The following is a 12,879-nucleotide window of genomic DNA, read 5'->3' on the forward strand; positions in this document are numbered from 1 at the left end:
AGCATCAACAAAGACTATCAAAGCTACGAGATAGATGAAGATAGCAACGCTTATTCTATAAGTTGGTAAAGTATTAAGATGTGTGATTTAAAGCTCACTTAAAAAGCTTAAAAGAGTTTGTAAAAAGATGTTTTTCAAAGTAATGTAAAGAAATTTTCGCCATTTTGATTTTGAGCAAAGCCTGCTCTAACTACGAGTCAACCACTCTTTCCTATGCTTTTTACAACTTTGATATCTAACAAAATTTACAAAATTTAGCCGAGAGCCACAAACCAAAAACCAAAAAAGGCACTAAATTCAGTGCCTTTTATCGCTATCTTTCGCCAAGTTTGCCGCATGCATCAGCGCGACATCTACTGCAATGCGACATTTGATTTATGTCACTACCTATTGATCTACGGATGCGGTGGATCTCATCAGTTGAAGGGGATTTTAAATTTTCAAAAGGCGTATCATGCACCGGTATCATCGCCATGCAGTTCATTATATCAGCTCCCCATTGCTTTGCTTTTGCCGAGATGCTTTGGACGTGGTCCATATTGACCCCAGGGATGACTACGGTGTTTATCTTTACTAGCATACCAGTCTCTTTTAGCTTGCGGATGCCCTCGTCCTGGCGTGCTAGCAGTATCCTAGCAGCCTCCTCGCCGTAGTAGTTTTTATCCTCATACCTCACCCACGAATAGACCTTCGAGCCAACATCTGGCGTCACGGCATTAACCGTTACTGTCACGTGGCTCACGCCAAGACGCACGATCTCATCAACATGCTCAGGCAGTGCTAGTCCATTAGTTGAGAGGCATAGCAGGGCATTTGGGAAGTGGGACTTACACTTTTCAAAGGTCGCTAGCGTCTTGTCAGCGTCGCACATCGGATCGCCAGGCCCAGCGATGCCGATGACGGAGATGTCTTGTCTAAATTTAAAGAGCTTTTCTAAAAATTTCACCGATTCATCTGGAGTTTGCACCTTTGCCGTTACGCCAGGGCGATTTTCATTAGCGCAGTCATATATGCGGTTGCAGAAGTTGCACTGGATGTTGCAGTGAGGGGCAACTGGCAGATGCACGCGTCCGTAGCTAGCGGAGGCCTTTTTGTTAAAGCATGGGTGATTGTCTAGTTCAGCCTTAGTACGAAAGATCATTAGCTCTTTTTCCTTCCAAATTTAATAGCATTTGCATGGCAGACATTGAGGCAGCCACCGCAGTTTGTGCAGTTTATCTCATCAGGTCTCGTCCCCATCTCGCACTTGCGTAAGCATGCGTCGCAGTCGTCACAGGCACTAGTTTTATAGACACGAAATATCGAAAATTTACGCAAAATTTCAAGCACGCCGCCTGATGGACAGACGAAACGGCACCAAAGGTTAGCTACGATCAGCGAGGCTAGCATAACTGAGATGATGATCACCGTGCGAGTGACCCACTCCCATTCGCCAAAGCGAAGTGACAAAGTAAGAGCGGTTAGGTACTCATCGCTCGTTCTTATAGGTATCATCATGCGAGGATTGCCCCAGACGAAATAGACCCAAAGGCTGATTACTATGGTAGCTAGCATGCCTATTTGAGCGATTATTAGCTTTTTGCTGCGAATTTTTAGCTTGAAAAAGGCAAATTTACCAAGCATTTGATTGACAAAGCCAGCTGGACAGACCCAGCCACAAAATGCCCTACCAAAAAGGATGACAAGCGCTGGGATAAATAGCCAAAATCCAAAAAACAGCGATGTGATCCGCCCCCAACAGGTGATGATAGGGCAGTTTTGGCAATTTACAAAAGGCACTACAAAGGGGCATCTAAAAATGCCATAATACGCCCATTGTCCGATGCCAGCTATAAAGATGAGCTGCACTAGGCGCCTTATCTTTGTTGTGGGAGAGTTTTTGCTTCTCTTTTTTAAATTTACATTGCCGCATGCACTGTTATTAGAGCATGCGCTATTACAGCTACTACACATCTTTTACACCAAACCTTTCTATAAGCTCTAGCCCACGCGCTGAATAAATGGAGGTAAAGCCATGCTTTTCAAAAATTTCTTGCCCTTCGGTGCCGCAAACAAAGTCTGCAAAGTCATTTGCGAGCCTTTCATCTTTTACATATTTCATTATATTTAGCGTAAAAGTGAGCGGTCCAGGCGGGATGAGCTTTTCATCGATGGGCATATACTCGATCTTGTCTTTGAACCTATCATGCGTTGTTAGGCGCTTTTCGATGATCGAGGCATCGCCCTTGCCATCAACTAGCTCGCACATCATATTTATGACGCATGATCCGTTTGCGACCATGTTTTTCATCACCGCATCAGTAAGGTTTGAGTTTTTTAAGATCCCCTTGACTGGGCCACTGCCAGGGGGCGATGATCTAAGAGGCAGCATCACTCTAACTCCTGGCTCAGCAAGGTCTTTTAAGTCGCGAATGCCAGCAGGGTTTCCTTTTGACACGACTAGGACGTAGTCGGTAAAGCATAGTGGCCTAAAGTGAAGGCTAAGGCCAGCTTTGCGAAGTTTTTTAGAAAGCTCTAAAACCCTTGCTCCAAAGAGCTCTGTCGTGCTTTGAAGTGCTAAAAGCGACTTGCCAAGAGCACCAGCAAAAGCACCAGTGTATTGGATATTGTGCCCTGTTCTTGCCTCGTAAATGGCATTTAGCTCATTAAAAGCTTCAGATAGGCCACCACACGACCAAACCTGAAGCGAGTCAGACTTAAATGGCGTAAAGCCAGCTAGCATCGTTTGCGGAGTGGCAACAGCAGCTGTGGCTAAAGCACCTTTTAAAAAGCCACGGCGTGATATACCGGTTTGTTTTAATTCCATGAAATCTCCTTTTGGGATTTAAGAAATGTAAATTTGATATTTTCGGCACGCGAAACTTGTGAAATTTGACTTTTGAAATTTGCAAAAATGGTGGTTGAAGGTAAATTTATGCAAATGTAAATCGCAACTGCGACCAAATTTGGTGTAATTATAACCAAAAGTAAGTTTAAAAAGCGAGATAATTTTAATAAGATAAAAAATTTATATTGTAAATTTAATGTCTAAAAAATAATTAAGGTTTTGGCCGACAATTTTATGTATTATTTTGGAAATAATATAAAAATATATTGCTAGTTTTTACTTTTTTAGTTATACTTCGGTCATAAAAGCATTAGTATTATTTTTAAAATAATACAGAAAGGGACATCTTGAAATGATAAAAATAGGCGACATATCTGAGATAAAAACTGGTCTAGTTTTAATCCGCAAAAAGGCAGATAAAAACGTAGATAAGAAATTTCGCTATAAAGTAGTCTCACTAAAGTCCTTTAACGAAAATGCGCTTTTTGATGACACATTTGCCGATGAGTTCATATCAAGCGAAAAAATAAGCGATGAGTATAAAGTGAGCTGTGGCGATGTTTTGTTGCGCCTTAGAGAGCCAAATTTCGCCGTTTATATAGATAAGGACTATGACGATCTTATCTACACATCTTTGATGGTTCGTATAAGAGTTAAAAGCGCTAAATTTGATCCGCGTTTTGTGGCGCATTATCTAAACAGCAGCGCCGTTAAAAGAGCCCTTGCGCCGGATGTTTCAGGCACTACCATAGCGATGATAGGCGTTGCAAGCATAAATAACATAAAAATACCAGCCATAAATTTGCAAACTCAAAACAAGATAGTAAAATACCTAAATTTAGCTCGCGAGGAGAGCGAAATTTTGCAAAATTTAGCAGCCCAAAAGCAAAGATATCACAAAAGCATATTTAAAAATTTAATAAAAGAGGAGAACTAAGATGCAAAAGACTACACAAGAGATCATAAATAACGTCGTTTGGAAGGCTTGCGACACATTTCGCGGCACGATGGACGGAAGCGATTATAAAGACTATGTTTTAACGATGCTTTTTGTTAAGTATCTATCTGATTTTTATAAAGAAAAGCTTGAATTGCTTAAAGCCGAATACGGCGACAAGTGCGAGAGGATCGAAGCAAAGCTAAAGAAAGAGAAATTTAAGCTTGATGAGAGCTGCACCTTTGAGTATCTTTTAGCGCACAAAGAGGCGGTAAATTTAGGCGAGATAATGAACAAAACTCTAGAAAAGATCGAAGAAGACAACAAAGACAAGCTTGAAGGTATCTTTAGAAGCATCGACTTTAACAACAAAAACAAGCTTGGCGACACAAAAGAGAGAAACGCTATCTTGAAAAATTTGCTTGAAGACTTTAGCGACACTAGGCTAGATCTTCGCCCCTCTATGCTTGAGGGCAACGACATAATAGGCGACGCATACGAGTATCTTATAGCTCATTTTGCAAGTGACTCTGGCAAAAAAGGCGGAGAGTTTTATACGCCAAGCGAGGTTTCGACGCTTCTTGCAAAGCTAGTTGAGCCAAAAGAGGGCGATATGATCTACGATCCTACTTGCGGTTCTGGCTCACTTCTTATCAAGGCTTCAAAAGAGGTCGGTAGCAAAAATTTCCGCCTTTACGGACAGGAGAAAAACGGACAAACTCACGCACTTTGCAAGATGAATATGTTTTTGCACGAGATAAATGACGCCGTGATCGAGTGGGGCGACACGATCAGAAACCCGCTTCATTTACAAGACAACCTTATAAAGACATTTGACATAGTCGTGGCAAATCCCCCTTTTAGCCTAGATAAATGGGGTGCTGACTTTGCTCTAAACGATCCTTTTATGAGATTTGCTAGCTACGCTTTGCCGCCAAAGAGCAAGGGCGACTACGCATTTGTCGTGCACATGATAAAAAGTCTAAACAACAACGGCAAAATGGGTGTCGTGCTTCCGCATGGAGTGCTATTTCGCGGGGCAAATGAGGGCAAGATCCGCCAAAAGCTAATCGAAGAAAATTTACTAGACGCCGTCATCGGACTACCGGCAAATTTATTTTACGGCACGAGCATCCCTGCTTGCATACTCGTTTTTAAGAAAAACCGCGCAAACGAAGATGTGCTATTTATCGACGCTAGCAAGGAATTTGAAAAAGGCAAAAACCAAAACACGCTAACCGAGCAAAATATAAAAAAGATAGTCACTACCTACAAAAACAGAAGCGAGATAGAAAAATACTCCCACCTAGCAAGCCTTAGCGAGATAAAAGAGAATGACTACAACCTAAACATCCCTCGCTACGTCGATACCTTTGAAGAAGAAGAGCTTGTAGATATCGAGGCTACAAAGGCTGAGATCTCACGCCTAGAAGCCGAGCTAAAAAGCGTTCAAAGCAAGATGAGCGAGTATCTTGCGGAGCTTGGGTTATGAGCGAATTTAAAAATTTACCAAGCGGATGGAGTAAATGCGATCTAGGCGAAATTTGTAAAATATCGTCGTCTAAATTTGATCCGACCAAAAGCAACGAGGTCAAAAAATGCATTGAGCTTGAACATTTATCTCAAAAAACAGGTCAAATTTTAGGTTTTATAAGCTCTGGTGAACAAAAAAGTATAAAAAACGAATTTAAAAAAGGACAAATTTTATATGGAAAACTTCGCCCGTATCTGCAAAAATTTTGTCAAGCTAAATTTGATGGCGTTTGCTCATCTGAAATTTGGGTTTTGCAAGGTAAAAAGGTTACGAACGATTTTTTATTTTATCTAGTGCAGTCGGATAAATTTAACCAAATCGCTAATAAAACGTCTGGTACGAAAATGCCGCGCGCAGACTGGGAATATATGTCAGAGATGCCGTTTTTTATACCGCCTGAACTAGAGCAAAAAAAGATAGCGGAAATTTTATCTACTTGGGATGAGGCTATAAATTTGACTATAAATTTGATAGAAAGCAAAAAGCAGTTTAAAAAAGCTCTTATGCAAAATTTACTCACAGCCAAGATCCGCTTTCCCCAGTTCAAAGACGAGTGGAAGGAAACAAAGCTGGGTAAAATTTTAAAAGAGCATAAAATTAAAAGTGATAACAAAAGTGAGGTTTTTTCTGTATCTGTTCATAAGGGGATTATTAACCAAATAGAACATTTGGGACGTAGTTTTTCAGCTGAAGATACATCAAATTATAATTTGGTAAAGCCATTTGATTTGGTGTATACAAAAAGTCCAACGGGGGACTTTCCATTCGGCATTATAAAGCAAAATTTAAACCCTTTTAATGTTATTGTTTCTCCATTGTATGGAGTATTTGAGCCGATAAATAAATTTTTAGGTACTTTATTGCATTACTTTTTTGAATCATCAATAAGGACAAATAACTATTTGAAGCCAATTATACAAAAGGGGGCAAAAAACACCATAAATATTAGTAATGATACTTTTTTATCAAGAAGCATTCTAGTGCCTATAAATTTAGACGAGCAACAAAAAATCGCAGAGGTTTTAATGGCTTGCGATGATGAGATAAATTTACTAAATTTAAAGCTGGAAAATTTGAAAAAACAAAAACAAGGCTTGATGCAAAAACTACTAAGCGGAAAGGTAAGAGTGAAATGATAAAACTACTTTTAAATTTATCGTCTTTTTCTTGGGCTATTTTACTTTATGCCCTAGATAAAAAATATTCGAAATTAATTCGGTAATTTTTTGGCTATTTGTTTTGAGTTTTATTGGTATAAATTTACTTCCTGTAATTGTTTTTATGCGATGCAAGATATACTCTTCAGGAAAACAAGAGATATCAAAAATATATCCGGCATATAGTGAGTATGTCCCAGCATTTTTTGCCGTATGTGTTGTGGCATTTAGCTTAAAGCATTATTCAGAGTATGAATTTGCATATTTCATAATTATTATATGTATTTTATTTTGGTTATTTTATATGAATAATGTTGGTTATCTTAATCCTGTTTTATTTTTGCTTGGATATAGAATCTATAAAGTAGAATCTAACAGAACAGAATTCATCTTAATAATGAGTAGAAAAAGAGAGTATAAAAAAATTAAAATTTTAGAATTTAAAGAACTTATATCCTTAGATGAGCATACATATCTATATAAATAGGGAGATCGAATGGAAAGCATAATGGCATTTAATAGTAAAAATGCATACAAGTTAGAAATGCAACAAAATAACCTAGACTCAATGAGAGCTAATAATCAAAATTTTTTTGATATTTCTTTGCCAAAGAGCGATTGCATTTCTTTTTTGGAGAATATTTTATATAAGCTTGAAGATGGAGAGTGGTTTTATATAAGCTACTCTGGTTCTGAAGTTATAGAAGAAATAACAAAAAGCTTTAATAATTATTTAAATTTAGAAAGCCTAAATAAAGAATATATGAAAAAAGTGAAGTTCTTTATGTATTCGGACGAAAACATTATAAATGTTCAAAGAGTATACAATAGTGCAATTTTAAAGGCAACTTCACTTTTAAAATTTTTTAACAACTCCATAGGGTATGAATTTTATAATGATGTGGTCGAGATACGCAATGAAAGAGATTTAATTATAGATGTTTTGAACAAAATAGTGTATTTTAGAAAATTTGAAATATTAACCTCTCTTGATAAAAAATTTATAGATTATTACAGGGAGGCTACCGATGAAGAAGTAAAGGTGTTTAAAGAAAATTTAGAAGATAAGATACCCTTATTTTCTATAAGTGGTGATTTTAAAATAGGTTCAAGAAATAGTAAAAAGATAAAATTTATTTTAGATAATGAGTTATTAGAAAGTTTTGTTAGAAAAGATAAGGAGCTAAAAAAGTATATAAATAAATTTCCTATAATTTTGAAAGACTTTAAAGTAAATTCAAGGTTCAACACTCTTTTTGCAGATAACGATACAAAACTAAAGCATATAGTTAATATTATACATGAGTGCTACACAATTACGGAAATAACAAAGAAAACAAGAGTGAATAATTCGTATAAAGAGCTAAAATAGACAAAGGATACCAAATGATCCCAGATACTTCAGAAAATAAGATCCAGCAAAATAGCATAAATTTACTTCAAAGCTTGGGTTATAAATTTATAAGCAGGGATGAAAATTTAAAGCTTCGAGGCGGTAAAACTAGCGAGGTTTTGTTTAGGGAAATTTTAACCCAAAAGCTTGGCGAGATAAACGGCTACGAGTATAAGGGCAAGAGGTATAAATTTAGCCAAAGTAGCGTCTTAAAAGCAGTTGATGAGCTAGCTGAGGTATCATTAAACGAAGGGCTAATGGTTGCAAACAAAAGGATCACGAATTTACTCTTGCTTGGCACCAGTTTAGAAGAAAATTTAGAAGACAGCACGAGAAGGAGCTTCTCTTTTAAATTTATAGACTTTGAAAATTTACAAAACAACGACTTTTACGTAACGGAAGAATTTGAAGTAAGCAGGGCAAATCAAAGCGATAGCGCAAAAAACAGAAGGCCTGATCTCGTGCTTTTTATAAACGGCATACCAATAGTCGTGATCGAGCTTAAAAAATCAAGCGTGAGCTTTGAAAACGGCATAAAGCAGCTTGAAAAAGAGCATGGTAAAGATGAGATAGCGCACCTTTTTAAATACATCCAACTAACTATCGCGGCAAACGGAAGTGGGGCAAGATATGGCACTACTGGCACGCCGTTTAAATTTTATAGTGTGTGGAAAGAGCAGGACGAAGCTAAAGCAAAAGAGAGCTTAAAGAGCTTGATAAATGGTAGAGAGGTGAGCTCGCTTGATATGACGCTCTTTGCTCTACTATCTAAAGATAGGCTGCTAAGGCTAGTTAGGCACTATATAGTGTTTGATAAAAGGATGAAAAAGGTTTGCCGCTATCAGCAGTTTTTCGCTATCGAAGAGACGCTAAAGAGAGTATCAGCGAAAAAAGAGGGCGCAAGAGCGGGCGGACTCATCTGGCATACGCAAGGAAGCGGTAAGTCGCTCACGATGGTGATGCTAACGAAGCTTTTAAAGCAAATTTATATAAACTCAAAGATCATTGTCGTAACTGACAGGATAGATCTAGACGGGCAGATACATGAGACCTTTGAAAACACGGACGTAAAAGCAGGGCGAGCAAGTAGCGGAAGCGATCTGATAGAAAAGCTACAAAGCGGCGTTAGCGTGATAACTACTCTCGTGCATAAATTTGAAAAGGTGAAAAACCAAAAGGTAGTGATAAGAGATGGCGATATATTTGTGCTAGTGGATGAGAGCCACCGCACGCAAGGCGGCGATCTTCATAAGGCTATGAAAAAGGCGTTGCCTCTTGCTTGTTATATAGGATTTACTGGCACGCCGCTTTTAAAGCGTGAGAAAAACAGCTTTGCCAAATTTGGCGGAGAAATTCATAGATACACGATAGATGATGCGGTAAAAGACGGAGCCGTCTTGCCGCTACTTTACGAGGGGCGATATGTGGGTCAAGAGGTGCTAGACCCTGAGGGGCTAACTAGGAAATTTGATCTCATATCAAGAGAGCTTGGCGATGAGACTAAGAGGGACTTGCAGCAAAAGTGGGCGAGGTTTGAGCGTGTGGCATCAAGCGAGCAAAGGCTAGAGCTAATAGCTGTGGATATAAATGAGCATATTAAAAAGACTTTGAAAAAAAGTGGCTTTAAAGCGATGCTGGCAACGCAAAGAAAATATGACGCCATAAAATATCATGAGATATTTGAAGAATTTGGAGAGATAAAAAGTGCCTATGTGATATCAAGCAACGAGCACGAGGAGCTTGAGGGCGGACATAAAGAGTATGTCGCAAAGGCGTGGCAAGATACTATAAGGGGCTATGGTAGCGAGGAAGAGTATCTAAAGCATGTGAAGGATGAATTTGTTTATGGCGACGAGATAGACCTGCTTATAGTCGTGGATAAGCTTTTAACAGGATTTGACGCGCCAAGAGCAAGCACGCTTTATATAGATAAGCAGCTAAAAGAGCATAATTTACTCCAAGCCATAGCTAGAGTAAATAGGCTTTATGACGGAAAGGATTATGGCTACATCATAGACTATAGAGGCCTTTTGGGCGAGCTTGATGAGGCGCTTACTAGCTATGCGTCGCTAAGCGGTTTTGACCCAGAGGATTTAAGCGGAGCCGTGATAGACGTAAGAAGCGAGATCATAAAGGCAAAGACCTACTATACTCATCTGGATGATCTTTTTAGTAGCGTTAAATTTAAAGATGATTTGGAAAGCTACGTGGCGGTTTTAGAAGACGTGCAAAAAAGAGATGACTTTAAAGAGTGGTTATCGCAGTTTGCTAGGGCGTTTAAGCTAGCGCTTTCTAGTGAGAAAATTTATGACATATTAAGCGAAGAGGAGATCAAAGCCTATAAGCAAAGGGTTAAATTTTATAACGAGCTAAGAAAGGCTGTGCAGCTAAGGTATCACGAGGCTTACGACTTTGGCAAATACGAAGCGCAGATGCAAAAGCTGCTCGATACTTACGTAAATGCACAAGGGGTCAATGAGCTTACAAGGCTTGTAAATATCTTTGAGACGGAATTTGACGATGAGGTGCAAAGGGTTGAGGGTAAAAATGCAAAGGCTGACACGATCATCAGCGCAGTAAGCGCGGTGGTAAAAGAGAAAATGGACTCAAACCCAGCGTTTTATAAATCAATAGCGCAGCAGATACAAGACATCATCGACGAGTATAAAGCAAAAAGGCTAAGTGAGGAAGAAAAACTTGCCAAAGCAAAACTACTAAAAGACCTAATAACTGGTGCTTTAAAGCCAAATGAAGACAGGTATCCAAAAGAATTTAATGGTAAGAAAATTTTATTTGCTATTTATGATAATTTGCTTGACATTTTGGGAGATGTGGAGCTTGTGGATGTTGAGGTGGTTGCTAAAAATTTGAGCGTGAAATTTTATGAAATTTACGAAGAGGCCTCCAAAAAACCAGAATGGCACAAAAATAAAGACGTAGAAAATGAGATAACAAGCGCTATGGAGGATGCCCTTTGGGATGTCGAGGACGAATACGGCGTTTCTATCGATGAGAAGGAAAAAATTTACCAAACTATCCGTGGAATAGAGATAAGCTTTTATGTTAAATGAGGTAAAAATCATCAAAAAAGAGGTGAAAAATATCACCTTAAAAGTTAGACCAAATGGCGAAGCGATCCTAACTGCGCCAAAAGCCGCAAGCGATGAGCATATAAAATTTATCATAAAAAAAAGAGCTAAATGGATAGTGCAAAAGCGTGCGTTTTTTGCCTCATTTAAGACGCCCGAAAAAGAATACGTAAGTGGCGAAGACTTTAAATATCTTGGGCGAAGCTACCGGCTTAAAGTCGTGCAGTCTAAAGAGGAGCGTGTAAAGCTTCAATGTGGCTATCTTGAGCTATTTGTGAAAGATAAAAGCGACCTAGTGCGAAAAGAAAATTTAGTCTATGAGTGGTATCATGAAAAGGCGATGTTATATTTTTTTAATATCTTGCAAGAATTTAACAAGACAGTAAAACAAGATATCAAAAGCGTAAAAATAAGGCAGATGAAAACAAGATGGGGGAGTTGCAATCCCTATAAATCATATATAAATTTGAATATAGAGCTTATCAAAAAGCCAAAATTATGTATCGAGTACGTCGTATTTCACGAGCTTGCTCACCTGCTCTATCCAAATCACTCAAAGAAATTCTATGACTATCTAACGCTTTATATGCCTGATTGGCAAAAACGCAAGGAAATTTTAGAGAGAGTTTAGAAATTTGGACCTAGCTTTTGGGCTATTATACATATTTTATTTTTGTAAATTTTAAAAACAAGAGAAAATTGGCTTTTGAGTGTTTGATTGGTAAGTGGTGGGTTCACCAGGACTCGAACCTGGGACCATCCGGTTATGAGCCGGATGCTCTAACCAACTGAGCTATGAACCCGCAGTTGAAAGAAAATCGTATTATACAAGAAAAAGCTTATCTAAATATAAAAAATAGCCTTTTTTACGTGGAGTATAAAACGAACAAATTTAAAAAGAAAAGCCCTAAAATAGGGCTTATAAATTATTTATAATTTTTAATAGCAGCGTCTAAAATCTCTTTTGCAGCATTTGCATCTTTAAATTCTTTGACTTTAACCCATTTGTTTGGCTCAAGAATTTTATAAGTTTCAAAGAAATTTTTAATTTTATTTAGCGTTGCAACTGGTAAGTCTTCATAGCTTTTTATCGCCTCATATCTTGGATCGATCTTTGTAACTGGCACAGCCAAAAGCTTCTCGTCCATGCCTGCTTCATCTTCCATCACCAAAACACCTATTAAGCGGCAAGGAATGACGCTACCAGCTTGGAGTGGATACTCGTTTAGCACTAAAATATCAGCTGGATCGCCATCGGCTGCAAGTGTGTTTGGCACAAAGCCATAGTTTGCTGGGTAAAACATCGCTGAGTAAAGTACGCGATCAACAACGACTGCACCACTATCTTTGTCGATCTCGTATTTGATATTTGAGCCATAAGGTATTTCGATTACGGCATTGATTTTGTCTGGGTTTGAGCCAGCTTTGATTTTTGAAACGTCCATATATTCGTCCTTTATGTTAGAAATTTTCGTGATTTTAGTATTTTTTGCATTAAATGCGTGTAAATTTTAACTACCTTATGATTTCTACGCTATCTACGTCGATCTCTGTTTTCATAAGGTCTTTATCTATCTCGCCTCTTATTCGTAAAGGTGTATCTTCATTGACTGTTATGTTGCCCCATTTGTTATTGTTGATTTCAACAACAATAACATCACCATTTTTATCGATAAATTCATATTTGTCTGATTTTATATGTGATTTTATCTTACCTTCTAGCACAACTTTGGTGTCGTCGTTTAGTTTTAAGGCATCTTTTACACTTATCGTTTCGCTTGGGTGCTTTGATATGAAGCCTCCAGCCATTGCAATGCTAGCAGATATTGCAGCGATTATAATTTTTTTCATTTTTATCCTTTAAAATTGGTTGTGAAATTTTAAGGGATAGTACATTTTTGATATTAATAAAAGGTAAGTTTTAAAACCTTGCACCTTGTGA

11 protein-coding genes and 1 tRNA gene are annotated in these 12,879 nt (G+C 38.1%); 6 read left to right on the forward strand and 6 right to left on the reverse strand.

Going from position 1 to position 12,879, the window contains the following annotated elements:
* Positions 1–313 precede the first annotated feature (313 nt).
* The 3 genes from nifB to B9N62_RS05500 form a co-directional block, all read right to left on the reverse strand.
* A complete protein-coding gene (gene nifB / locus B9N62_RS05490) occupies positions 314–1,141 on the reverse strand; it encodes a nitrogenase cofactor biosynthesis protein NifB (RefSeq protein ID WP_087584712.1) in 828 nt (275 codons plus the stop codon).
* Positions 1,141–1,848 carry a 4Fe-4S binding protein gene (locus B9N62_RS05495; RefSeq protein WP_257640188.1) on the reverse strand — a complete coding sequence of 236 codons (708 nt, stop codon included), beginning with the start codon at positions 1,846–1,848 and terminating at the stop codon, positions 1,141–1,143. The genes nifB and B9N62_RS05495 overlap by 1 nt, the downstream gene beginning before the upstream one ends.
* A 97-nt stretch (positions 1,849–1,945) precedes the next feature.
* Positions 1,946–2,806, reverse strand: a complete 861-nt coding sequence (locus B9N62_RS05500; RefSeq protein WP_087584714.1) for a substrate-binding domain-containing protein — start codon at positions 2,804–2,806, stop codon at positions 1,946–1,948.
* A gap of 373 nt (positions 2,807–3,179) precedes the next feature.
* Between B9N62_RS05500 and B9N62_RS05505 the strand changes: the two genes are divergently transcribed.
* The 6 genes from B9N62_RS05505 to B9N62_RS05535 all read left to right on the forward strand — a co-directional run bounded on the left by B9N62_RS05505 (position 3,180) and on the right by B9N62_RS05535 (position 11,568).
* The gene (locus B9N62_RS05505) at positions 3,180–3,764 is read left to right on the forward strand and encodes a restriction endonuclease subunit S (protein ID WP_087584715.1); all 585 of its coding nucleotides are present in this window, start codon (positions 3,180–3,182) and stop codon (positions 3,762–3,764) included.
* A gap of 1 nt (position 3,765) precedes the next feature.
* Entirely contained in the window at positions 3,766–5,256 is a 1,491-nt protein-coding gene (locus B9N62_RS05510; protein WP_087584716.1) for a type I restriction-modification system subunit M, read from the forward strand.
* Entirely contained in the window at positions 5,253–6,434 is a 1,182-nt protein-coding gene (locus tag B9N62_RS05515; protein ID WP_087584717.1) for a restriction endonuclease subunit S, read from the forward strand. Before B9N62_RS05510 ends, B9N62_RS05515 begins: the two co-directional genes overlap by 4 nt.
* A gap of 517 nt (positions 6,435–6,951) precedes the next feature.
* The gene (locus B9N62_RS05525; protein WP_087584719.1) at positions 6,952–7,827 is read left to right on the forward strand and encodes a hypothetical protein; all 876 of its coding nucleotides are present in this window, start codon (positions 6,952–6,954) and stop codon (positions 7,825–7,827) included.
* Positions 7,828–7,841: 14 nt separating this feature from the next.
* Positions 7,842–10,919 (forward strand): type I restriction endonuclease subunit R, encoded by a 3,078-nt coding sequence (locus tag B9N62_RS05530; protein WP_087584720.1) that lies wholly within the window; start codon positions 7,842–7,844, stop codon positions 10,917–10,919.
* Positions 10,909–11,568, forward strand: coding sequence for a M48 family metallopeptidase (locus B9N62_RS05535; RefSeq protein WP_087584721.1), 660 nt, complete (start codon positions 10,909–10,911; stop codon positions 11,566–11,568). Before B9N62_RS05530 ends, B9N62_RS05535 begins: the two co-directional genes overlap by 11 nt.
* Before the next feature lie 95 nt (positions 11,569–11,663).
* Here the strand turns inward: B9N62_RS05535 and B9N62_RS05540 are convergent.
* The 3 genes from B9N62_RS05540 to B9N62_RS05550 all read right to left on the reverse strand — a co-directional run bounded on the left by B9N62_RS05540 (position 11,664) and on the right by B9N62_RS05550 (position 12,788).
* A tRNA-Ile gene (locus tag B9N62_RS05540) sits at positions 11,664–11,740 on the reverse strand.
* A 123-nt stretch (positions 11,741–11,863) separates the two neighbouring features.
* Positions 11,864–12,382 (reverse strand): inorganic diphosphatase, encoded by a 519-nt coding sequence (gene ppa, locus B9N62_RS05545; protein ID WP_072594769.1) that lies wholly within the window; start codon positions 12,380–12,382, stop codon positions 11,864–11,866.
* Positions 12,383–12,452: 70 nt separating this feature from the next.
* The gene (locus B9N62_RS05550; protein ID WP_087584722.1) at positions 12,453–12,788 is read right to left on the reverse strand and encodes a NirD/YgiW/YdeI family stress tolerance protein; all 336 of its coding nucleotides are present in this window, start codon (positions 12,786–12,788) and stop codon (positions 12,453–12,455) included.
* Positions 12,789–12,879 lie beyond the last annotated feature (91 nt).

It is taken from the genome of Campylobacter concisus (genome assembly GCF_002165785.1).
GTDB classification, from domain to species: Bacteria; Campylobacterota; Campylobacteria; order Campylobacterales; family Campylobacteraceae; genus Campylobacter_A; species Campylobacter_A concisus_W.